This is a genomic window from Methylorubrum sp. POS3, assembly GCF_043352485.1.
Taxonomy (GTDB): Bacteria; Pseudomonadota; Alphaproteobacteria; order Rhizobiales; family Beijerinckiaceae; genus Methylobacterium; species Methylobacterium suomiense.
Genome location: NZ_JAPRBT010000001.1, coordinates 3,189,830 through 3,210,745 on the forward strand (window position 1 = coordinate 3,189,830; position 20,916 = coordinate 3,210,745).

Genomic DNA, 20,916 nt, shown 5'->3' on the forward strand with positions numbered 1-20,916 from the left:
ATGCGCAGACGCGCCGGAAACGCCGTCCACTTCGCCCTCGGCCTGATGATCGGGGCGACCGCTGCGGCGGCGGCTCCGGCCGATTCACCGGTGAACGTGCCGGAGCCCGAGGGGCTCTATACCGGGCCCCCGCACGGCTACACGCCCGCGACCCTCAAGGGCGCGACGGTGATCGATCTCAAGGGCCTGGAGGCGCTCCTGCCCGAAGCGCCCGTGCTGATCGACGTCGTCCTCGCCGACCGTCGGCCGGCGGGCTTTCCCGCCGACCGGCCCTGGCTTCCGACCCATCGCTCGATCCCCAAGGCCGTCTGGCTGCCGGGGGCGGGCGAGGCGCCTCTGCCGCCCGACCGGGAGGCCGCGTTCCTCGACCGCGTGGCGGCGCTGACCGGCGGCGACAAGGCGAAACCCATCGTCACCTTCTGCCGTCCCGAATGCTGGGGCAGCTGGAACGCGGGCAAGCGGCTGGTGGCGGCGGGCTATACCCGCGTTCACTGGTATCCGCTGGGCGTTGAGGGCTGGCAGGACGACCACGAGACCACGACCGTCAAGCCCGATCCGCCATGGGTCGCGGTCAATGGCAGCCCCGAACGCTAGAGCGTCGGCCCGAAAGGTAGGAGCCGGCTTTCGAAAAAAGCCGATGCAACGCAACCACCGAGAGCGCCGTGCCGGACCCGATATTCGGCACGGTGCTTGAAAGCTTTTTCCGACGAAGGGGATGCCGGTTCGTCGGACGAAAGCGCGTCGAAACAGGAAGTGAGAGGCGTGACCCGGCCCAATGGGGTTGGGCACCGCTCTCGACAGCAGGCCGAGGATTCCCGATGCCGACCCGCCGCCACGCCCTCGCCCTCGCCGCGGCCCTGATCCTCGCCGGACCGGCGCGGGCCGCCGCGCCGGTTCCGTTCGACCCGCAGGCCTTCGAGGCGGCGCAGGCGGAAGGGCGACCGATCCTCGTGCAGATCTCGGCGCCCTGGTGCCCGATCTGCCGGACGCAGAAGCCGATCCTGGCGACGCTCGGCGCCGAGCCGCGCTTCAAGGATCTCGCCGTCTTCACCATCGACTTCGACAGCCAGCGCGATCTGGTGCGCCGGTTCGAGGCCCGGACGCAGAGCACGCTCATCGTCTTCAAGGGGAAGGCCGAGGTCGGCCGCTCCGTCGGCGAGACCCAGCCGGAATGGATCGAGCAGCTTCTCGAGAAGGCGCTCTGAGCGCGACCGTCACGGATCCCGGCTGGACGCGCCGCATTTTCGTCAAGATTCCGGCAAAGCTCGAAATTCGAGCAATTTCAAGAGTCTCACGGTCGAGCGTGGCGGTTGACAGCGGGCAGGATGTGGCGGAAAAACGGCACGCCCGGAGGCGGACCGAAGTCTAGGGAGGAAACGCCCGAAAACGGGCAGTGCGGGGCGGCAAACGCCACCGCTTCAGGAGGCCGGTGCCTCCGGGCCACACTCTCCCCATCCGATCGGGCCTTGCCCATATGAGCAGGCGCGGGCCGGCGCGAACGCGATTATAGGCGGGCCCGCATGACGGTTCCGGGTCCGCCCGGTCCCTCGGAACGCCAGCCTTCGGATCGTTGAGCCATGTCGCAGCACGTCCAGTCCCGTCGCCTCAGGGCGATCGACGTGGCCAAGCGCAAGGCGGAGGGGCGCAAGATCATCGCGCTGACCGCCTACCACGCCCACACGGCGGGCATCCTCGATGCCTATTGCGATTTCATCCTGGTGGGCGACTCGCTCGGCATGGTGATGCACGGCATGGAATCGACCCTGCCGGTGACCCTCGAGATGATGATCGTCCAGGCTCAGGCGGTGATGCGCGGCACGTCGCGGGCGCTCGTCGTCGTCGACATGCCGTTCGGCTCCTACGAGGCGAGCCGGGAGCAGGCCTTCCTCAGCGCTGCCCGCGTTCTGAAGGAGACCGGGGCCGGGGCGATCAAGCTGGAGGGCGGCGCCCGCTTTGCCGACACGGTCGCCTTCCTGACCGAGCGCGGCGTGCCAGTGATGGGGCATATCGGGCTCACCCCCCAATCCGTGAACACGATGGGCGGCTTCAAGGTCCAGGGCCACGGCGCGGGCGACGAGGCGCGGCTGCGGGAGGATGCGCGGGCGATCAGCGAGGCCGGCGCCTTCGCCATCGTGCTGGAGGGCATCGTCGAGCCGGTGGCCCGCGCCATCGCCACCGATCCGGCGGTGACCGCCGCCACCATCGGGATCGGTGCCACCAGCGCCTGCGACGGCCAGATTCTCGTGCTGGAGGACATGCTGGGCCTGAGCGAGCGGGCGCCGAAATTCGTCAAGGGCTACGGCTCGCTGCGGGCCCATATCGAGGGTGCCGTGAGGGCCTATGCCGAGGAGGTCCGCGAGGGCCGTTTCCCGGCGGACGAGCACACCTACGCACCCCGCTAAAGCCCGAGGAGGGCCCCACGATGAGCCTGCGGCGGATCGGATGGACCGGCGTTCTCGGCGCGCTCGCCGGCCTGGTGCTGTTCCCCCGGCCCGCTCGCGGCCCCGGCGTCAAGGCCGATCCGCCCGCTCGGGTGCCGGGTGACAGGCCGCTCGGTCACACCCCACCCGGTGACACGCCGCCGAGCGGCTGACGACGGGGCCCGCGCGACAGGCGTCCCCTCGGGGATCGAAGGCGGCAAGGCGGGCCGGCTTGACCCGAGCCGTCGCCGGAGGGCGACGGCTTGCGAGGGGGCGGATCATCGGCGCAGGATCGGCGCCTTCACGGGGATCTCCGGCCATGACGCCCTCGGTTCGTATCGCTCTCCTCTGCGCGGGTCTCTTCGCGGCGCCGTCCATCGGCGCCCTCGCGCAGACCGGACCGTTCCAGGAGGTGCCGCCGCTCGCCCAGCGGCCCTTCGCGCCCGGGCTCACCTGCGGGGCCCTGCGATCGATCGTGGCGCATCGGGGCCATGTCGTGGTGGCGTCGAGCCCGACCGCCTACGAGACCGTGCATTTCGAGAGCGGCGCCTGCCAGAACGAGGTGTCCTCCGCGCCGGCTTTCGAGCCGACCCTCGACGAGCCCTATTGTTTCGCCGGCTATCGCTGCGTCCAGCGCAACAACGGTGAGAACTCGGTGCGCTAGAGCATCGTCCCGGGCGGTGGGAGCCGGCCTTCGGATATAGCCGATGCCGCGCAGGAACCGAGAGCATCAGGCCGAATCCGATAGCCGACACGATGTGCGAGCCGAGGCGCCATCCACAGCCTTCCGAAGGACGCGCCTCGACCGTGGCGCGCGGTGCGTGCGAGTCTTCGCACCGTGCAAGCTTCTCAGACGCTTTCGAAACAACGCCTCGCCGATCTCGTCCTCGCCGCCCACCCTCTGGCGGAGCGTGACGTCATCGCCGCCTTCGTGAGCGATGCGGCCACCCTCTTCGGCAGCAACCCGTTCTCCGCCACCAGCGCCGGATCGGCCCGCCATACCTGGAGCGGGCAGGCCTTCGAGTTCCGCGTTCTGGGCATGGCCGCTGCCGGCCTGACCAGCCTCTTGGAAGCGGTCGCCGCTTTGCCCCCCGCCGAGCCCTTGGTGCAGGAAATCCTGTCCGCCGGGCCGCATCGCTGCTGCGTCCTGCTCGATCCGGGCCGAACCCGCGTGGTCGGCGCGGTCCTCTACGCCAAGCCCGGTGTCCCGCTCCCCGATTGCCCGGCGCCGCCGAGTCCGGTTCCGGCCTCGCCCTCTGCCCCCTCGGCCCGTCCGCGCCGTCGCGCCCGCGCCGCAGCCCTGCAGCTCGACCTCTTCGCCTGAGCGGCCCGCCTCACGGCGACGTGCGGGAACGCCGACTCCCGTGGGTCGAAAGTTTCCGCTAGGTTTCGTGTCACCATCCGGTTGGCCGGGGGTGGGACGCGATGCGGCGCCTTCTCAAGTTCCTCCACACGATGGGGGCGATCGGCCTCATGGGGGCGATGGCCGCCCTGCTCGTGTTGCTCGAACGTGCGCCGTCGACGACGGCCCTGGAAGGCTACGCCCTGATCCGCGGGGCGATGGGCGCCGTGGCGACCTGGCTGTTCCTGCCCGCGCTGGCGCTCACGCTGCTCGCCGGCCTGCTCTCCATCGCCCAGCGCGCCTTCCACAGCGCCGGCTGGGCCTGGGCCAAGCTCGCCACCGGGGTGGTGATGTTCGAATGGGGCTTCGTCGGCGTGCAGGGCCCGATGCAGGAAGAGGCGCGCCGCAGCGCCGAGGCCCTGGCCGGCCGGATCAACCCGGCGACGTTGGGCCAGGATCTCGGCTCCGAGCGGGGAACGCTCTGGGTGCTGCTCGCGGTGGCGACCCTCAACGTCGTGTTCGGGATCTGGCGTCCGCGATTGATCCGCCGTCCGCAGCCCGCGGTCTGAACGGTTCGGCGTGGCGGGCCATCATCCCGCATCCCTAAGGGATCGGCCCGACAGCTCGGAACCAGCTTCCGGAAAAATCGATGCAGCACGAGAACCCAGAGGATCGTACCGGATCCGATATCCGGCACGGTGCCCTAGCCCCGCGCCGCGCCCCGGCCTCCCTTGCGGCGATCGGGCTCGCGCGGCGCCGATCGAGCGCCTAGAGCATCGGCCCGAACGGCATCTGCCGGCCCTCGGCGGCAACGGCACGGCGGCTCGGGCCGTGATCCGGTCGCGCCCGAGGGCTCTGCCCGATGCCACCCGCTTGAGCGAGACCCATGACCATCGATCTGCAGACGGTTCCGGTCGGCTCCCGTCTCGTGCCGCCGGTGCCGGTGCCGCCGGAGCGGGAATTGTCGACCCTGCGCTTCATCGCCACCATGCGCACCAACGGCATCGGCTGCTGGCCGGCCTCGGCCTACGAGGTGCCCCTGCGCCGCCGCCGCCTGCTCGGCAAGGTGCGGCTCACCGTGAGCGATCCGGAGGCGGTGCGACGGGTCTTGGTGGAGAACACCGGCAACTACGCCCGCACGGCGATCTCGATCCGCGTTCTCCGGCCGATGCTCGGCGACGGATTGCTCATCAGCGAGGGGAGCGCGTGGCGCCATCAGCGCCGGGCTCTGAGTCCCGCCTTCACGCCGCGGGCGGTGGAGACGCTGGTGCCGCACATCCTCTCGGCGACCGACGAGGCGCTGACCGCCCTCGAAGGGCCTGCCGCTGCGGGACCGGTCGATCTCTTCGCCGCGCTCCAGCATCTCGCCCTGGAGATCGCCGGGCGGACGATGTTCTCGGTCGGCATGGCGCGTCACGGCGAGCGGCTGCGCGGTTATCTCGCCGCCTATTCCGAGCGTCTCGGGCGTCCGCACCTCACCGATGCTCTCGTTCCGCTGCGCTTCGCGACGCCGCTGGACCGGGCGCGGGCCCGGTTCCGGCGCGACTGGGTCGCCTTCCTCGACACGGTGATCGCCGACCGGGCGGAGGCGCGCTCCGGCCGGCCCCGCGACCTGCTCGACCACTTGCGCGCCGCCCGCGATCCGGAGACCGGCGACGGTTTCACCGCGGAGGCTTTGCGCGATCAGGTCGCCACCATGATCCTGGCCGGGCACGAGACCACGGCGCTAACCCTGCTCTGGGCCTGCACCCTGCTCGCCCTCGATCCGGATGCGCAGGAGGCGGTCGCCGCGGAGGCGGATGAAGCGGAGAAGCCGTTCACCCGCGCGGTGATCGACGAGACCCTGCGGCTCTACCCGCCCGCCTATATCATCGCCCGCTCGGCCCTGGGGCCGGACGTGCTCGCGGGCCAGCCGGTCGCGCGCGGGGACAGCGTGACGATCTCGCCCTGGCTGCTGCACCGGCACCGCCGGCTCTGGCGCGATCCCGACGCGTTCGATCCGGGCCGCTTCCTGCCCGGCGCCGAGCCGGTGCCGCGCTTCGCCTATATGCCGTTCGGGGCAGGCCCGCGGATCTGCATCGGGGCGGCCTTCGCACTGACCGAGGCGACGCTGGCGCTCAGCCGCCTCGTCGGGCATTTCCGCATCGCCCGGGCGGACGAGCGTCCGGTCCTGCCGGCCGCCGTGGTGACGACCCAGCCCGACCATGCGCCGGCGTTCCGGCTGACCGTGCGGTAGGGGTGGCGTATCCGGATGATCGATCCGGATACGCGCTCAGGCGCTGGCGCGCTTCTTGACCAGCGGGGTCTCGACGGGGAACTCGATGTCGACACCCAGGGTCGACACGCCTTCGCCGCGCTCCAGCTTGATCTGCACCTTGTCGCGCTCGACCTCGATATGCTTGGCGATCACCGCGAGGATCTCCTCGCGCAGCGTGATCACCAGGTCGGGGCGGCTGCTCTCCGAGCGCTCGTGCGCGAGGATGAGCTGCAGGCGCTCACGGGCGACGGAGCCGGAGCCCCGTGGCTTGAGGAAGGTCAGGACACTCATGCGGCCCTCCGGGTGAACAGCTTGTTGATCAGGGACTTGCGGTCGGACGGGATCGCCATCGGCACGGTCTCGCCCTTCAGGCGGCGCACCGCGTCGATATAGGCCCGGGCCGGCGCGCAGAGCGGGTTGTTGAGCGTCACCGGGCAGCCGACATTCGAGGCGCGCAGGACTTCGAGGCTCTCCGGGATGATGGCGAGCAGCGGGATCGAGAGGATCTCCAGCACGTCGTCGACCTTGAGCATGTCGCCGCGATCGGCCCGGGCGGGGTCGAAGCGGGTCAGGATCAGGTGCTTCTCGATCGAGTCGCCGCGCTCGGCCCGCACGGTCTTGGAATCGAGCAGCCCGATGATCCGGTCGCTGTCGCGCACCGAGGAGACTTCCGGGTTCGTGACCACCACGGCCACGTCGGCGTGGCGCATGGCGAGCTGGGCGCCGCGCTCGATGCCGGCGGGGCTGTCGCAGACGATCCAGTCGAACTTCTCGCGCAGCTCGCCCATCACCCGCTCGACGCCCTCGTCGGTGAGCGCGTCCTTGTCGCGGGTCTGCGAGGCCGGCAGCAGCGCGAGGTTCTCCAGGCGCTTGTCGCGGATCAGCGCCTGCGGCAGCTTGGCGTCGCCGTTGGTGACGTTGATCAGGTCGTAGACCACGCGGCGCTCGGCGCCCATGATCAGATCGAGGTTGCGCAGGCCGACATCGAAATCGACCACGCAGACCTTCTCGCCGGCCTGGGCCAGCGCCGCGCCGAGCGCTGCCGTCGTGGTGGTCTTGCCGACGCCGCCCTTACCGGACGTGACACAAAGGACCTTGGCCATTCTCGTTTCCCCTTAACCCAAGGCTGCGATCTTGATCGCGCCGCCGTCGGACCAGATCTGGACCGCTTGGCCGCGCAGGTGAGTGCCCATGTCCTCGGCCGTGCGGACGAGGCGGTCGATGCCGAGAAGCTCGGGCTCGAACTTGCGGCAGTAGATGCGTGCGCGAGGGTTGCGGGCGGCGCCCGCGATGGCCCGCCCGCGCAGGGCGCCGTAGACGTGGATGGAGCCGCCCGCGAGGATCTCGGCGCCCGAGGACACCGATCCCATCACGGTCACGTCGCCCTCCGGGTGGACGATGCTCTGCCCCGAGCGCACCGAGCCCTCGATGGTGAGCGAGGAGACGCCCGGCTTGTCTTCCGGACCTGCCGGGGCTTCCAGGGTGTCGCCGTGCGGGCGACCCCCGACGAGGCGCGGCGGCAGGTTCGAGGGCAGTGCGGCGTCCAGGCCCTCGATGCCGAGGATGCGAAGGCGCCGGGTGGTCAGTTCGGCGATCAGGCTCTCCAGCTCGGTCGCCGAGGGTTGCAGGTCCGCGAGATCGAGGATCACGGCCTTGTCGTCGAACAGCGTCGGCGAGCGCTTCAGGGCGCCGTCCAGGAGGACGAGCCATTCCGCGGCCGGAGCTTGCGGCGCCAGCGAGACGGCGCGGAACACGCGGCCTCGAAGGGGCAGTGCGGGATGAGGTGGAGCGGGGCTGGTCACGGGCGTTGACGTTTCCTTACCGACGCACCCATTGATCGTCGGTAAGGTTACCGGGCGGTTAATTTTTGCCTCTCAAGCGGCAAGAATTGCCGGCTCGGCCATTTTTGCCGACCGGCCCCCCGCGCGGGAAGATCGCTGCACCGCCAAAGCGTTGCCGGCCGGCTCAGGACCGGAACAAAAGTTAAGCCGTCCTATGTTCGCCGGATCCGGTGATCCTGTGATCGAAGAGACGCACCGGCGATGGGTCGAGACCCGCTCAACTCCTGCGCAGGGCCTTCGCCTTGAGGCGGCGGTCCTGGAACGTCACCGTCGCCGAGCCGGATTGATTCGGGGGCGACCAGACATAGACCTCGAAGGTGCCGACGCCCTCGATCGCCGTGGCGCTTTCGAGCCGCCCCCGACATCCGAACACCGCTTCGACCTCCATCGGCGTCATGCCGGCGCGGATCCGCGCGAATCGCTCCCGCGTCACGGCGCAGGGTTCGGGCTGTCGCTCGCCTGGGCCGGCCAGGCTCTGGAACGCCGCTCCGGTGGACCTGACCGTGTCGCTCGCCATCGACGGTGCCGCAGGGCGCGCAGCGGAACCGGCTGCGGAGACGGCGCGCGGAGTCGTCCCCCGTGCCGGTTCCGGAGCGGTCCGCGACTCGGTGGGCGGCTCGGACGCTGCAGGGGGCTCCGACGGTGTCCAGGCGCTGGCGCGGGGCGGCGTGCCTCGCCCGTGATCGGCCACTGCGCCGGTCACCGTCGCCGCGCGAGACGTATCCGCCGGTGTGAAGGCCGGCCGTGGGCTCCGACGGCCGGTCAGAGCCGCGGCGCTCCGTCCATCGTCGTTTTCGGGGGAATCGTCGGGGCCTGGGGGGGCGCAATCGGGGCTTGGCTCGGTCCTTGGGCAGACTGCGTGCTCAGGAGAACCGCCCGGCGCATGGACCGGGCGAGGTCGTCCAGCCGTTCCACGAGACGGGGCTCGCCATCCTCGGCGAAGTGGCGGCCTCCGGTTTCCTCGCAGGTCCGGATCACCGCAAGGAGGTCGCGGATATCCTCCTCGGTCCACGTCGCGGCGCGCTTGCCGAACAGGGTGAGCGAAGCCGGCGCGTCGCCCGCGCGCCTGCGCTCGAAGCCTGCGAGTTCCCGTTCCACCAGGGTGCGGCTGCCGGCACAGCCGGTGTGTGCCGCGACGTAGTTGGTCAGGTGCGCCCGGAAAGAATCGCCCGCGGTGGCGGAAAGGGGGATGAGGGCGATGAGGATCGCCAGGGCAGGCACGTGCATGGGACAACGCTTCCAGGAAGCCGCTGCCGCAGAGAGACGCCCGATCCCGTGAATCGACCGTTCCGCCGATGCCGGAAACGTGAGCGGGCCTGCCGATAGCTGTGGACAGCGTCGGGCATGGGCGTCGTCCAGCCCGTCAGGGCGGGGGCGAATCGGCCCTCGGCCGGACCGAACCGCCTCAGTCCAGGCTCGAGATCACGATCGTGTCCCCGTCGAGCCGGGCCTGGACGGCCTGGCTGCGGCCGGTCCCGCCGAGGTCGTCGGCGGTCTTGTAGAGGCCGTCGATGGCGATCAGCTCCGGCTCGAACTTCCGGCAGAGGATGCGCGCATTGGCATCGCCCACGGCACCGGCGATGGCCCGGCCGCGCAGGGCCCCGTAGATGTGAATCGAGCCCCCCGCGATCACCTCGGCACCGGAGGCGACCGATCCCATCACGGTCACGTCGCCGTCGAGATGCTGGATCACCTGCCCCGAGCGCACCGGCTGGTCGAGGACGAAGGAGCGGGGCCGGGGCGGGGCCGGGGCGGCCTGCCCCTGCGTGGATCCCTGCGCGGGGCTGGGTGACGATCCTTGCGGAGCCGGCGCGGCGCCGGCGGGCCATTCGGCGCCGGGCTCCGGCGCGGAAAAATCGTCGATCGGCTTGCCGCCTACCAGCGGTGGCGGGAAGCCCGGACCCAGCGAGGTCGGGCCGATTCCCTCGATGCCGAGGATGGTGATCGAGCGCTTGTTCAACTCGGCGCAGAGGTCGAGCAGGTCGGAGCGGTCGAAGGACAGGCCGGTCACGTCGAGGATGATCGCGCGGACCGAGAAGAAGGCGGGCGCACGCTGCTTCAGGGCATCGAGTTCGGCGAGCCACTGGTCGATCGGCGGCACCGGGGCCAGGACCATCGCCAGGAACGAGCGGCCGCGGAAGCGGATCGGGGGACGGGCGGTCACGGGAGGATCGGGAGCGGACGGGTCATGACGAACAGCTTATGGCAGATCGCGGCGCCATCCGCCCAGGGGCGAGCCTTCCTCAACAGCTATCCGTGCGGGATGCAGGCCGCGCGCTCGGCGGCCCGGATCGCCGACGCGTCGCCGCCGAAGGCCGGTGCGAGGGCCCTGAGGCGCGCCTTGTCGGCCTCGAGGGCGAGGGCGGCCTCCGCGCGGTCGAGAGCCATGCGCGACTGATGCCGCGCAGCTTCCGCGAAGGCGGCGTCCCCGACGCGGCTCAAGGCCGAGAGACCCTTCTGGATGCGCAGCTGCACCTCGATCAGCCCGGCCCCGTCGCGGGCCATCAGCATGAAGGCGTCCTCCAGGAGGTCGGCCGCCGTGAGCGGCGGGACGTGAATCTGGGGATGCGTCGGCTCCTCTTCGGGCCGGTCGGCACTCTCCCGCGCCCACTGGCTCAGCAACCGGATCGAGCGCCCGATCACGTCGATGGCGGTGCCGGGATCGTTCGTCGCGGGTGACAGGGCGCGGGAACCGATCTCGCTCAGCACCGCGAGGCCGAAGCGCGGATCCTGATCGAACGAACGTTCGTTGCCGATCGCGAACATCCGGGCGGCCTCCTGCGCGAGGTCGGTGAGGGCGCCGCGGTCGGTCTCCGCCCCCGCCCGACCGATCCAGGCGACCGGGGCATCCGGATAGACGAAGGCGCCCGGCAGAGCTCCGACGTAGAGCTGCGCCGCCTGCGCCGCGCACAGCTTCGACAGGGCCGGCATGTCGATATGCTGGACATAGCCGATCGTCCCCGGCCTCACCGGGACGGCATCGGGCGGGATCGCGCCCTCGGGCAGCCGCCGGCCGCCGAGATAGGGCTCCCGCAGCCGCGCCTCGATCGCCTGGCGGGCCGCGACCTCGACCCGATCGGTCGTCTCGCCGACGCGGCCGAGACGGGTCAGGTGGTTGATCCAGCGCAGGAGCGTGACGACGATCAGGGCGATGACGGCGATCGTCACCGCGAAGAGGATGGCCCGTCCCTGCTCGCCATAGGCTCCGGTCTTCGACACGACGAGGCCGACGATGCCGAACAGGAACGAGCCGAGGAAGGTCGAGAGGACGGTCTGGGTCAGCCCGTCCTCGATGAGCAGCGTGGTGGCCCGCGGCGTGACGTTGCTTGTGGCCGAGCCGTAGGCCGAGACCGTGATGCTGAGCGAGAACGTGGTCACCGTCAGCATGCTGGAGGCGATGACGGTGAGGATGCTGTCGAGGGCATCGGTGCTGATCGTGCCCGGCATCTGCCAGGGCAGGTAGCCGTCCACCACCGCCGCTAGCATCGCGGCGAGCACGCCCGCCAAGCCGATCAGCGTCGCCCGCACCCAGAGGCGTCGCGTCCATTGCGCCATCAGCCATCGCCAGCGCGGCATCACACTCCCCCTGCAGCCTGCCGCCCCCATAGCAGATCGCGGCCTTTGCCGGAGGCGCCGACCCCCTCCGCGCGGCATGCCCTTGCCGGATCGGTCCCCAGCTTATATTGCGACGCGATACCGCCCGATTCGTATCTTGGCGTCACGACCGTCGACCACGGCCCGCGACACGCCGCCTTATGGCCGGGTTTTGTCCGCCCCCTTCGAGAACCCCGATGAAGCTGCGCAACATCGCCATCATCGCCCACGTCGACCACGGCAAGACGACGCTGGTCGACAAGCTGCTCCAGCAGTCCGGCACCTTCCGCGAGAACCAGCGGGTCGAGGAGCGGGCGATGGACTCGAACGACCTCGAGAAGGAGCGCGGCATCACCATCCTGGCCAAGGCGACCTCGGTCGTCTGGAAGGACACCCGCGTCAACATCGTCGACACCCCCGGCCACGCCGATTTCGGCGGTGAGGTCGAGCGCATCCTCTCGATGGTCGACGGCGTGATCGTGCTCGTCGACGCCGCCGAGGGCCCGATGCCGCAGACCAAGTTCGTGGTCGGCAAGGCCCTCAAGATCGGCCTTCGCCCGATCGTCGCCATCAACAAGGTCGACCGCCCGGATGCGCGGATCAACGAAGTCGTGAACGAGGTGTTCGACCTGTTCGCGGCCCTCGACGCCACCGACGAGCAGCTCGACTTCCCGATCCTCTACGGCTCGGGCCGCTCCGGCTGGATGAACACCTCGCCCGACGGCGACCAGTCGGAGGGTCTGGCTCCCCTGTTCGACCTCGTGCTGGAGCATGTGCCCCAGGCGAAGGTCGAGGAGGGTCCGTTCCGCATGCTCGGCACGCTGCTCGAGGCCAACCCGTTCCTCGGCCGCATCATCACCGGCCGCATCGCGTCGGGTACGGTGAAGCCGAACCAGTCGATCAAGGTGCTCTCGCGCGACGGCAAGGTCGTGGAGACCGGCCGCGTTTCGAAGATTCTCGCCTTCCGCGGTCTCGAGCGCGCGCCCATCGACGTGGGCGAGGCGGGCGACATCGTCTCCATCGCGGGTCTCCTCAAGGGCACCGTGGCGGATACCTTCTGCGATCCGGCCGTCAACGAGCCGATCCAGGCCCAGCCGATCGATCCGCCGACCGTCACCATGTCCTTCATCGTCAACGATTCGCCGCTCGCCGGCACCGAGGGCGACAAGGTTACGAGCCGCATGATCCGCGACCGCCTGTTCAAGGAGGCCGAGGGCAACGTCACGCTCAAGATCGAGGAAGCCGCCGACAAGGATTCGTTCTACGTCTCGGGCCGCGGCGAGCTGCAGCTCTCGATCCTGATCGAGACCATGCGCCGCGAGGGCTTCGAGATCGCCGTCTCCCGGCCGCGCGTCGTCCTGGAGAAGGGCGAGAACGGCGAGATCCTTGAGCCGGTCGAGGAGGTCGTGGTCGACGTCGACGAGGAATATTCGGGCGTCGTTGTCCAGAAGATGTCGGAGCGCAAGGCCGACATGATCGAGATGCGGCCGTCCGGCGGCAATCGTCTCCGGCTCGTGTTCCATGCCCCGACCCGTGGCCTCATCGGCTACCAGGGCGAGCTGATGACGGACACCCGCGGCACCGCGATCATGAACCGGCTGTTCAAGGCCTACGAGCCCTACAAGGGCGAGATCGCCGGCCGCCGCAACGGCGTGCTGATCTCGAACGACAAGGGCGAGGCGGTGGCCTACGCCATGTGGAACCTCGAGGATCGCGGGCCGATGATGATCGAGCCCGGCGCCAAGGTGTATCAGGGCATGATCGTCGGCGAGCACAACCGCGAGAACGATCTCGAGGTGAACGTGCTCAAGGGCAAGAAGCTCACCAACATCCGCACCACCTCGAAGGACGAGGCCGTGCGCCTGACGCCACCGATCCGGATGACGCTCGAGAAGTCGCTCGCCTGGATTCAGGACGACGAGCTGATGGAGGTCACGCCGAAGTCGATCCGCCTGCGCAAGGCCGTGCTCGACCCGAACGACCGCAAGCGCGCCGAGCGCGCCAAGGACGCCCTCTCGGCCTGATCCTCTTTCAGAGCCGGAGCCATTGAGGCCACGGGACGCTCAGAGCGTTCCGTGGCCTTTTCGTTGCGCGTCAGCCGGCATGCGCGCTGAGGAAGAAGCCGAGCGCCGCCGCGAGCAGCAGGCCGGCGATGCGGGCGAAGGTCACGGCGCCGACGCCGTCCTCTTGGCTGCGCAGGTGGGCGACCTGCGCGAAGATCGCCGCCCAATAGGCCGCCCACAGGCTCAGCACCGCATTCATCGTCGGCACATGGGTGTCGGGCCTTGCCCCGGGAAGGCCCTGACGCGTCCGGTCATGGCTGCGCGAGGGCGGCGCGCAGGCCCTCGTCCAGGGTCAGACGGGGGCGAAAGCCGACTTCGCTGATCAAGCGTTCGATCTCGGCCTCGATGCAGGCCGGCTCCGTCGGGGGGAGGGGGCGCGCACCGAAATCGATCAGGTCGCCGCGGCCGGTCAGCCGGCCGAGGGTCTCCAGGATCGCGCGCACCGGCACGGCGCCGCCGGATCCGATATTGACCGGGCCTTCGACCTCGGAGTCCAGCAGGGCCGCGAAGGCCTCTCCCGCCTCCGTCACGGACAGGAAATCGCGGCGCTGGCAGCCTTCGCTGGTGGCGAAGCGCCGGCCGGCCAGCAGGGCGCGGGCCGCATCGCCGACGAGGCGGCCGGGCGCCTCGCCGGGGCCGTAGAGATAGAACAGCCGCCCCCAGGCCAGCGACAATCCGGCGCTCGCGGCGTAAGCCGAGACGACGCGGCGCAGGCCATCCTTGGCGGCGCCGTAGAGCGTGGCCGGGCGGCATGGAGCCGATTCGCCGAAGCGGCCGTCGATGGCGCGGCCCGCGCCGCCGGAGAGCGGAGACGCCGCCGTCCAATCATATTCCGCGCAGGTCCCCGCCACGACGGCGCGTGTGCCCCCGGCCTCGCGAAAGGCGCGCACGAGGTCGAGGCTCGCCGCCGTCCAGTCGAGATTTTCGGGAGCCTGCCAGTAGCGGCCCGGCTCGGTCACCCAGGCGAGATGCAGGAGATGGCTCGCGCCGGCGGCCCGCACGGCGGCGCGGCGGGCGGACGCGTCGAGCAGGTCGGCGGCGTGGACCGCGTGGGCACCCTCGGCCGGGCGACGGCCGACGGCGTGGACTTCGAAGCCGCGGGCGATCAGCGCCGCCACCGCGGGCCGTCCGACGAAGCCGGCCCCGCCCGTGACGAGGACGCGCCTCACCGGCCGGTCCAGTCGGGATAGGTGCGATCGCGCTCGGAGATCACCGTCACCGGCGCGGGCCATGTCAGGTCGAGGGCGGGGTCGTCCCAGCGCAGGCCGTCGGCGGCGCCGGCCATGAAGGGCCGATCGATCATGTAGAGGACCTCCGTGGCGTCCTGCAGCGCCTGGAAGCCGTGGGCGAAGCCCGCCGGGATGTAGAGCGCGTGCCGGTTCTCCGCCGAGAGCGTCACGGCGAGCGCCCGCAGATAGGTCGGCGAGCCGGGCCGCAGATCGACCGCCACGTCGTGGATCGCGCCGGCGGTGCAGCGTACGAGCTTGGTCTCGGCGTGCGGGTCTCGCGCGAAGTGCAGGCCGCGGACGGTGCCGCGCTTCGCGTTGAACGACACGCTCGACTGGGCGAACCGGGCCGTGAGGCCGTGCGCGGAAAACTCGTCCTCGCAGAAGGTGCGGGCGAACAGGCCGCGCGCGTCGGCATGCGGCTCCGGGCTGATCCGGTAGAGGCCGGGGAGTTCGAGGGGCTCAAAGATCATGCGAACCGCCCGCGGCGAAGGCCGACCCCCCCCACCCCCTCATCCTGAGGTGCCGCGAAGCGGCCTCGAAGGAGGGCTCCCGTTCGCGCGCGATCGCTGGAGCCCTCCTTCGAGGCCTCCGCTGCGCTCCGGCACCTCAGGATGAGGGGGAAGGGGGGATCGAGGGGATGGATGAGCGCCATCCTCAGAACACCGTCAGTTCCGGAATCGCCACCGCGAAGCGTCCGCCCCATTCGCGGATCGCCGCCATCTCGTCCGCGATCTCGTCCTTGAGGTTCCAGGGCAGGATCAGCACCGTATCGGGGCGCATCGCCAGAAGCGCGTCCGGCGCGACCACGGGAATGCGGCTGCCGGGAAGCCACGTGCCCTGCTTGTGCGGCGAGCGGTCGGCGACCGCGCGGATCAGTTCGGGGCCGATCCCGCAATAGTTGAGGAAGGTGTTGCCCTTGGCCGCCGCGCCGTAGGCGCAGACCGTTCGGCCGGCCGCCCGCTCCTCGATCAGGAAGCGGAGCGCCGCGCATTTGATGTCGGCGACGGCGCCGCCGAACGCGGCGTACCCGGACGGGTCGAACAGGCCACCCGCCCGCTCCGCCTCCAGCACGCGGGCGACCGCCGCGCCCGTTTCATGGGTGGCGGCCTCGCGGCAGGCGAAGACGCGCAGCGACCCGCCATGGGTCGGCCATTCCTCGACATCGAACACCCGCAGGCCGTGGCGGGCGAGGATGCCGGCCACGACCCCGAGCGAGAGATACGAAAAATGCTCGTGGTAGATCGTGTCGAACTGCCGGCTCTCGATCATCCGCAGGAGATGCGGGAACTCGAAGGTCGCAACGCCTTCGGGCTTCAGAATCTCCGAAAAGCCCGCCACGAAATCGTGGATGTCGGGAACGTGGGCGAGCACGTTGTTGGCGGCCGTGAGGTCGGCCCGATGGCCGGCCTGCGCGAGGCGATGGGCGGTCTCGCGGCCGAAGAAGGCCACCTCGGTCGGCACGCCGCGCGCGCGGGCGGCGCGGGCGACGTTGGCGGCGGGCTCGACGCCGAGCACGGGCACGCCGCGGGCGACGAAATATTGCAGCAGATAGCCGTCGTTGCTCGCGACCTCGACGACGCGGCTGTCGGCCCCGAGGCCGAACCGCTCGGACATCGCCGCGACGTAGCGCTCGGCGTGCCGCAGCCAGCCGGCGGAGAAGCCCGAGAAATAGGCGTAATCGGAAAAGATCGCCTCGGGGCTCTCGAAGGCTTCGAGCTGCACCAGCCAGCAGGCCTCGCAGACATAGGCGTGGAGGGGATGGAACGTCTCGCCCCGATGCCGATGCTCCGGCGTGACGTAGGCATTGGCGAGCGGTGACAGGCCGAGATCGCAGAAGGTGCGGGTCAGGGCGGCACCGCAGGCGCGGCAGGTCGGGCGCGTCACGGTTTCGCTCCGGGCGCGTCGAGGGCCTCGTAGCGGGCGATCTGCGCCTCGGTGAGGGCGCGCGGATCGGCCCCGGAGACCGCCTCGCGGTACCACGCGGCGGTCCAATCCAGTGCCGTATCGAGGTTCAGGCGTCGGTCCCAGCCGAGGCGGGCACGGGCCTTCGAGGCATCGACCTTGAGATAGGTCGCCTCGTGCGGGTGGGTCCCTCCCGAGAGGTGCCACTCGGCCGGCTTGCCGATCGTCCGGCCCCAGCCCCGGCTCAGCCGCTCGACGAGGTAGGAGACCGGACGGCAATCCTCGTCCGCCGGTCCGAAATTCCAGCCCTCCGCGAAGGCGGCTCCGTCCCCGCCCGCGAGGCATTCCGCCAGCCGCAGGTAGCCCGCGAGCGGCTCCAGCACGTGCTGCCAGGGTCGAATCGCGTGCGGTGCGCGGATCTCGACCGACTCACCGACCTCGAAGGCGCGCACCATGTCGGGGACGAGCCGGTCCTGCGACCAGTCGCCCCCGCCGATGACGTTGCCGGCCCGCGCGCTGGCGATCCGGGCGGGGTGACGCTCTCCGCCGAAGAATGAGGCGCGGTAGGCGGCGGTGACGAGTTCGGCGCAGCCCTTCGAGGCGCTGTAGGGATCGTGGCCGCCCATCGCCTCGGTCTCGCGATAGGCGTAGGGCCATTCGCGGTTCTCGTAGGCCTTGTCGCTCGTCACCACCACGACCGCGCGCACGTCGCGGGCGGCGCGCACCGCCTCCAGCACATGGACCGTGCCCATCGTGTTGACCGCGAAAGTCCCGACCGGATCCAGGTAGGAGGGGCGCACGAGCGCCCGGGCGGCCATGTGGATCACGATGCTCGGCTGCGCCATCGCGAAGGCCGCCCCGAGCGCCTGGGGATCGCGGATATCGCCGATGCGCGAGGCCTCCGGGGGAAAGCCGATCCGGTCGAACAGGTTCGGCCGGGTCAGGGCCGGCAGGCCGAAGCCGGTGACGCGGGCGCCGAGCCGTTCCAGCCAGAGGGAGAGCCAAGCGCCCTTGAATCCGGTATGGCCGGTGAGCAGCACGCTGCGTCCGGCCCAGAAGGCGGGATCGGGATTCAGGCTCCCCATCACCACACCTTCCACGGTGCGTCGCCCCGCGCCCACAGCTCTTCGAGATGCTTCTTGTCGCGCAGCGTGTCCATCGCCTGCCAGAAGCCGGTATGCTGGTAGGCGTGGAGCTGTCCCTCGCGGGCGAGGCGTTCCAGCGGCGCGTTCTCCCAGACGGTGGCGTCGTCCTCGATGTAATCGAGCACCTTCGGCGACAGCACGAAGAAGCCGCCATTGATGGTGGCACCGTCGCCCGCAGGCTTCTCGCGGAAGGCGCGGACCGCGTCGCCCGCGAGGTCGAGGGCGCCGAAGCGGCCCGGCGGCACGACCGCCGTCAGAGTGGCGAGCCGGCCATGGGCGCGGTGGAAGGCGTGGAGCGCGGTGAGGTCGATATCGGCGACGCCGTCGCCGTAGGTCATGAAGAAATCGTCGTCGCCGAGATAGTCGCGCACCCGCCTCAGACGCCCGCCGGTCATGGTGGCGTCGCCGGTCTCGATCAGCGACACCTGCCAGTTCTCGGCGGCCGAGCGGTGGAAGCGCACGTCGCCGCTGCCGAGGTTGAGCGTCACGTCGCTCAGGTGCAGGCGGTAATTGAGGAAGAATTCCTTGATGACGTAGCCCTTGTAGCCGAGGCAGATCACGAACTCGGTCACCCCATGGGCGGCGAAGATCTGCATGATGTGCCAGAGGATCGGCCGACCGCCGATTTCCAGCATCGGCTTGGGGCGCACCACGGTCTCTTCCGAGAGCCGCGTGCCGAGTCCACCCGCGAGGATGACGGCCTTCACAGGGCGCCTCCGGTCTGTTCCATCGTCGCGGTCATCGCCACGCCTCTACCATGCCTCGCGCGGCTTGCGGAAACCGCTCGGCGTCGAGCCGGAAGGCCGGTGGCCGGACGCCGAAGACGGCGGGATAATACGGGTCTCGGGCGACCTGGGCGCCCCAGCGGCGGCGGAAGCGGGCCTGCTCCGACGGATCGACCACGGGAATGCGATTGCGGCTCTCGTAATGATGCAGGCGGGCCTCGGCGCAGTAGACGACCCGCAGGGATCGCTCGCGCAGGCGCAGGCACAGGTCGATGTCGTTGTAATTGACCGGATAGGTTTCGTCGAAGCCCTGGACCGCCTCGAAATCGGCCCGCCGCACCATCATGCAGGCGCCCGTCACCGCGAGGTAGTTGCGGTTGGCGAGGCTCGACCCGTGATCGCCGGCATCGTCGCCGGGGAAGCCCCGGCGGACATGGTTGGGAAAGCCCTCGCCGAAGACGACCCCGACATGCTGGAGGCTGCCGTCCTCGAACACGAGTTTCGGGCCGACCACCCCGACGCCGGGGATGGCGAGCAGTGCCAGCATCGCCTCGATCCAGTCCGGCGTGATGACCTCGATGTCGTCGTTCAGGAAGACCAGCACCTCGCCGGACGCCGTGCGGGCTCCGAGATTCATCTTAGCGGCGAAGTGGAAGGCCGGATCGGCATAGACGACGCCGCGGGCTCCGTGCCGGGTCATCGCGGCCTTCGCCGGCTCGGGCAGGACGCCGTGCTCGACGACGACGATCTCGATCGCGTCGTAGCGGGTCCGCGTTCGGATCGAGGCGAGGCAATTGTCCAGGAGATTGACGCGGTTTTGGCCGATCAGGCTGTCGCGCCCCGCTGTCGGGATCACGATCGAGACCAGCGGGCGCTCCGGCAGCGCCCGGCGCAGGGCATAGCTTCCCTCGGCGAGGCGGCGCGCTTCGCCCGTTCCACCGGTGCGGGCCACCCGCGCCTCCAGCGCCCTGAGGGCCGCCGCGTCGTCGAGAGCCGCACCCGCGGGGCGGTGGCAGAGCACCTGTGCGATATGGCCGATGCGGGCACCGTCCTCGGCGAGGCGCAGGGCGAGATCGTAATCGAGGGCGCCCGCGCATTCGGGGCGGAAACCGCCCACCGCCCGCACTCTGTCAGTCCGATAGAAGGTGGGGCGGCCGAGATAGAAGCCGGCCTCCAGCGTCTCGGGCGACCAATCCGGCTTGAAATACGGATCGGTGCGGGCACCGTCGGGGCCGAGCCGATCCTCGTCGGCGTAGAGGCCGTCGAGATCGGGCTCGGCGGCGAGCCGGCGGGCGAAGGCCAGGAGCGCGGGGGGCGCCAGCACGGCGCCCGGCTCCAGCACGGCGATATGGGTCCCGCGCGCCGCCGCCAGGCACGCCTGAAGCGCGGCGGTCTCGCCTTGGCCGTCGGGGATGCAGGGCCGCAATCGCGGCTCGTCGGCCGAAGGGGAGGGGGCCTGCGTCGCGAGGCACAATTCCCAATCGGGATAGATCTGCGCCTGCAGGCTGGCGAGGCTGGCGCCGACACGCGCCCCGTCGCCCGCTCCGGCCGCCATCAGCACCGAGAAGGTCGGGCGGTCGGGCAGCGCCTCGACGAGCCTTCGCATCGTCTCCGCCGAGGGAAGCGACGGGACCTCCACCGCGGCGATCCAGTCGGCATAGAGCGCGGGCGGGGCAGCGGTCGCGGCGGCGCGGGTGAGGCGGCGGAGGATCTCGCTGGGCGGTACGGTTCGGAGCAGGCCGAGGGCCCGGCGCAGCAGACGCAGGGGCCTGCGCTCCTGGGCCGGCAAGCGTTCGACGATCTTCCGGGCTCGGAACAATCCGGCCGCCGCCCGGCCGACGGGCTCCACGGCAACCGCATCGAGCCGGAACCGCTCGCTGCCCGGCTCGATCTGCAAGGCGCGGGTGGCGGCCGGGAGGCGGATCAGATCGTCGGTGCCGGGCTCAGCCGCGTGCGGGGTCAACCGGTAGCGGCGCGTTTCCATTCCCTCGGCCTCGACGACGAGCACGGGCGACGCGCCTTCAGGGCGGCAGCGGATCCGGACCGTTCGCCCCGACAGGGCGGCCACCGCCGCAGCGGGCCCCAAAGTGAGCGCCGGATCGGGTCCGGTCGCGATCCAATCGCCCGCCGATAGGGCGCGCAGGTCGCGCAGGGGCGACAGGCCGAGCGCTCCGCGACCCCGCATCACCGGACTCCGCCGCGCGCTTCGGGGGCAGGGTTTCGGAACCGGTGCCCGGGGCAATGCCCCTGGCGAATCCGTATGAGCCGCATCCGATATCCTCGACCGCGAGCCCGTCCGACGCCGGGCGTTCCACCGCCGGCGCCGTGCATCCTCCGTCGGAACTTGTGAAGCAAGCCCGCCCGAACGGGCGTTCTGTCATCGAAGCTTCATCGCAAG

Annotated in this window: 23 protein-coding genes; 9 read left to right on the forward strand and 14 right to left on the reverse strand. The window is 70.6% G+C overall.

Annotated elements, in window-relative coordinates:
* The 8 genes from OWC43_RS14745 to OWC43_RS14780 all read left to right on the forward strand — a co-directional run bounded on the left by OWC43_RS14745 (position 1) and on the right by OWC43_RS14780 (position 5,998).
* On the forward strand, positions 1 to 594 hold the full coding sequence (locus tag OWC43_RS14745; RefSeq protein WP_393957188.1) for a rhodanese-like domain-containing protein: 594 nt from the start codon (positions 1 to 3) through the stop codon (positions 592 to 594).
* Between the two features lie 224 nt (positions 595 to 818).
* Positions 819 to 1,205 (forward strand): thioredoxin family protein, encoded by a 387-nt coding sequence (locus OWC43_RS14750; RefSeq protein ID WP_393957189.1) that lies wholly within the window; start codon positions 819 to 821, stop codon positions 1,203 to 1,205.
* A 372-nt stretch (positions 1,206 to 1,577) separates the two neighbouring features.
* Positions 1,578 to 2,402, forward strand: coding sequence for a 3-methyl-2-oxobutanoate hydroxymethyltransferase (gene panB / locus OWC43_RS14755; protein WP_137830584.1), 825 nt, complete (start codon positions 1,578 to 1,580; stop codon positions 2,400 to 2,402).
* A gap of 20 nt (positions 2,403 to 2,422) precedes the next feature.
* Positions 2,423 to 2,593, forward strand: coding sequence for a hypothetical protein (locus OWC43_RS14760; RefSeq protein WP_393957190.1), 171 nt, complete (start codon positions 2,423 to 2,425; stop codon positions 2,591 to 2,593).
* Positions 2,594 to 2,739: 146 nt separating this feature from the next.
* Positions 2,740 to 3,084, forward strand: coding sequence for a hypothetical protein (locus tag OWC43_RS14765; RefSeq protein ID WP_393957191.1), 345 nt, complete (start codon positions 2,740 to 2,742; stop codon positions 3,082 to 3,084).
* Between the two features lie 174 nt (positions 3,085 to 3,258).
* The gene (locus OWC43_RS14770; protein ID WP_393957192.1) at positions 3,259 to 3,744 is read left to right on the forward strand and encodes a hypothetical protein; all 486 of its coding nucleotides are present in this window, start codon (positions 3,259 to 3,261) and stop codon (positions 3,742 to 3,744) included.
* A 101-nt stretch (positions 3,745 to 3,845) separates the two neighbouring features.
* Positions 3,846 to 4,331, forward strand: a complete 486-nt coding sequence (locus OWC43_RS14775) for a hypothetical protein (RefSeq protein WP_393957193.1) — start codon at positions 3,846 to 3,848, stop codon at positions 4,329 to 4,331.
* 317 nt (positions 4,332 to 4,648) lie between these two features.
* The gene (locus OWC43_RS14780) at positions 4,649 to 5,998 is read left to right on the forward strand and encodes a cytochrome P450 (RefSeq protein WP_393957194.1); all 1,350 of its coding nucleotides are present in this window, start codon (positions 4,649 to 4,651) and stop codon (positions 5,996 to 5,998) included.
* Positions 5,999 to 6,034: 36 nt separating this feature from the next.
* On the opposite strand, the gene minE is transcribed toward OWC43_RS14780, so the two are convergent.
* From minE to OWC43_RS14815, 7 genes are all read right to left on the reverse strand, one after another.
* Positions 6,035 to 6,310, reverse strand: coding sequence for a cell division topological specificity factor MinE (minE, locus tag OWC43_RS14785; RefSeq protein ID WP_393957195.1), 276 nt, complete (start codon positions 6,308 to 6,310; stop codon positions 6,035 to 6,037).
* Positions 6,307 to 7,122 (reverse strand): septum site-determining protein MinD, encoded by an 816-nt coding sequence (gene minD, locus OWC43_RS14790; protein WP_137831811.1) that lies wholly within the window; start codon positions 7,120 to 7,122, stop codon positions 6,307 to 6,309. The genes minE and minD overlap by 4 nt, the downstream gene beginning before the upstream one ends.
* Positions 7,123 to 7,134: 12 nt before the next feature.
* Positions 7,135 to 7,773, reverse strand: coding sequence for a septum site-determining protein MinC (minC, locus tag OWC43_RS14795; protein WP_238307965.1), 639 nt, complete (start codon positions 7,771 to 7,773; stop codon positions 7,135 to 7,137).
* 304 nt (positions 7,774 to 8,077) lie between these two features.
* Complete coding sequence (locus OWC43_RS14800) at positions 8,078 to 8,293, reverse strand: hypothetical protein (protein WP_393957197.1); 216 nt, start codon at positions 8,291 to 8,293, stop codon at positions 8,078 to 8,080.
* 329 nt (positions 8,294 to 8,622) lie between these two features.
* The gene (locus OWC43_RS14805; protein ID WP_393957198.1) at positions 8,623 to 9,087 is read right to left on the reverse strand and encodes a hypothetical protein; all 465 of its coding nucleotides are present in this window, start codon (positions 9,085 to 9,087) and stop codon (positions 8,623 to 8,625) included.
* Positions 9,088 to 9,265: 178 nt separating this feature from the next.
* The gene (gene minC / locus OWC43_RS14810) at positions 9,266 to 10,024 is read right to left on the reverse strand and encodes a septum site-determining protein MinC (RefSeq protein ID WP_393957199.1); all 759 of its coding nucleotides are present in this window, start codon (positions 10,022 to 10,024) and stop codon (positions 9,266 to 9,268) included.
* Positions 10,025 to 10,110: 86 nt separating this feature from the next.
* The gene (locus OWC43_RS14815; protein WP_171015492.1) at positions 10,111 to 11,436 is read right to left on the reverse strand and encodes a DUF2254 domain-containing protein; all 1,326 of its coding nucleotides are present in this window, start codon (positions 11,434 to 11,436) and stop codon (positions 10,111 to 10,113) included.
* A gap of 215 nt (positions 11,437 to 11,651) precedes the next feature.
* Here OWC43_RS14815 and typA point away from each other — a divergent pair, with 215 nt between their 5' ends.
* The gene (gene typA, locus OWC43_RS14820) at positions 11,652 to 13,478 is read left to right on the forward strand and encodes a translational GTPase TypA (RefSeq protein WP_137830141.1); all 1,827 of its coding nucleotides are present in this window, start codon (positions 11,652 to 11,654) and stop codon (positions 13,476 to 13,478) included.
* A gap of 70 nt (positions 13,479 to 13,548) precedes the next feature.
* Here the strand turns inward: typA and OWC43_RS14825 are convergent, their stop codons facing one another.
* The 7 genes from OWC43_RS14825 to OWC43_RS14855 all read right to left on the reverse strand — a co-directional run bounded on the left by OWC43_RS14825 (position 13,549) and on the right by OWC43_RS14855 (position 20,703).
* Positions 13,549 to 13,725, reverse strand: a complete 177-nt coding sequence (locus OWC43_RS14825; RefSeq protein WP_171015491.1) for a hypothetical protein — start codon at positions 13,723 to 13,725, stop codon at positions 13,549 to 13,551.
* Positions 13,726 to 13,768: 43 nt separating this feature from the next.
* Positions 13,769 to 14,686 (reverse strand): NAD-dependent epimerase/dehydratase family protein, encoded by a 918-nt coding sequence (locus tag OWC43_RS14830; RefSeq protein WP_393957200.1) that lies wholly within the window; start codon positions 14,684 to 14,686, stop codon positions 13,769 to 13,771.
* Positions 14,683 to 15,216 (reverse strand): dTDP-4-dehydrorhamnose 3,5-epimerase, encoded by a 534-nt coding sequence (gene rfbC / locus OWC43_RS14835; RefSeq protein WP_393957201.1) that lies wholly within the window; start codon positions 15,214 to 15,216, stop codon positions 14,683 to 14,685. Before rfbC ends, OWC43_RS14830 begins: the two co-directional genes overlap by 4 nt.
* Before the next feature lie 184 nt (positions 15,217 to 15,400).
* A complete protein-coding gene (locus OWC43_RS14840; protein ID WP_393957202.1) occupies positions 15,401 to 16,630 on the reverse strand; it encodes a methyltransferase domain-containing protein in 1,230 nt (409 codons plus the stop codon).
* Complete coding sequence (rfbG, locus tag OWC43_RS14845) at positions 16,627 to 17,733, reverse strand: CDP-glucose 4,6-dehydratase (RefSeq protein WP_393957203.1); 1,107 nt, start codon at positions 17,731 to 17,733, stop codon at positions 16,627 to 16,629. The genes OWC43_RS14840 and rfbG overlap by 4 nt, the downstream gene beginning before the upstream one ends.
* The gene (gene rfbF / locus OWC43_RS14850; RefSeq protein WP_393957204.1) at positions 17,733 to 18,500 is read right to left on the reverse strand and encodes a glucose-1-phosphate cytidylyltransferase; all 768 of its coding nucleotides are present in this window, start codon (positions 18,498 to 18,500) and stop codon (positions 17,733 to 17,735) included. Before rfbF ends, rfbG begins: the two co-directional genes overlap by 1 nt.
* A gap of 31 nt (positions 18,501 to 18,531) precedes the next feature.
* On the reverse strand, positions 18,532 to 20,703 hold the full coding sequence (locus OWC43_RS14855) for a glycosyltransferase (RefSeq protein WP_393957205.1): 2,172 nt from the start codon (positions 20,701 to 20,703) through the stop codon (positions 18,532 to 18,534).
* Positions 20,704 to 20,916: the final 213 nt, after the last annotated feature.

Coding starts and splice junctions, on each gene's coding strand:
- typA (WP_137830141.1), top strand. CDS start 11,652: ATGAAGCTGCGCAACATCGCCATCATCGCCCACGTCGACCACGGCAAG.
- OWC43_RS14765 (WP_393957191.1), top strand. CDS start 2,740: ATGACGCCCTCGGTTCGTATCGCTCTCCTCTGCGCGGGTCTCTTCGCG.
- OWC43_RS14805 (WP_393957198.1), bottom strand. CDS start 9,087: ATGCACGTGCCTGCCCTGGCGATCCTCATCGCCCTCATCCCCCTTTCC.
- minD (WP_137831811.1), bottom strand. CDS start 7,122: ATGGCCAAGGTCCTTTGTGTCACGTCCGGTAAGGGCGGCGTCGGCAAG.
- OWC43_RS14780 (WP_393957194.1), top strand. CDS start 4,649: ATGACCATCGATCTGCAGACGGTTCCGGTCGGCTCCCGTCTCGTGCCG.
- OWC43_RS14775 (WP_393957193.1), top strand. CDS start 3,846: ATGCGGCGCCTTCTCAAGTTCCTCCACACGATGGGGGCGATCGGCCTC.
- OWC43_RS14745 (WP_393957188.1), top strand. CDS start 1: ATGCGCAGACGCGCCGGAAACGCCGTCCACTTCGCCCTCGGCCTGATG.
- panB (WP_137830584.1), top strand. CDS start 1,578: ATGTCGCAGCACGTCCAGTCCCGTCGCCTCAGGGCGATCGACGTGGCC.
- OWC43_RS14815 (WP_171015492.1), bottom strand. CDS start 11,436: ATGCCGCGCTGGCGATGGCTGATGGCGCAATGGACGCGACGCCTCTGG.
- OWC43_RS14760 (WP_393957190.1), top strand. CDS start 2,423: ATGAGCCTGCGGCGGATCGGATGGACCGGCGTTCTCGGCGCGCTCGCC.
- OWC43_RS14750 (WP_393957189.1), top strand. CDS start 819: ATGCCGACCCGCCGCCACGCCCTCGCCCTCGCCGCGGCCCTGATCCTC.
- rfbG (WP_393957203.1), bottom strand. CDS start 17,733: ATGGGGAGCCTGAATCCCGATCCCGCCTTCTGGGCCGGACGCAGCGTG.
- minE (WP_393957195.1), bottom strand. CDS start 6,310: ATGAGTGTCCTGACCTTCCTCAAGCCACGGGGCTCCGGCTCCGTCGCC.
- rfbC (WP_393957201.1), bottom strand. CDS start 15,216: ATGATCTTTGAGCCCCTCGAACTCCCCGGCCTCTACCGGATCAGCCCG.
- OWC43_RS14855 (WP_393957205.1), bottom strand. CDS start 20,703: ATGCGGGGTCGCGGAGCGCTCGGCCTGTCGCCCCTGCGCGACCTGCGC.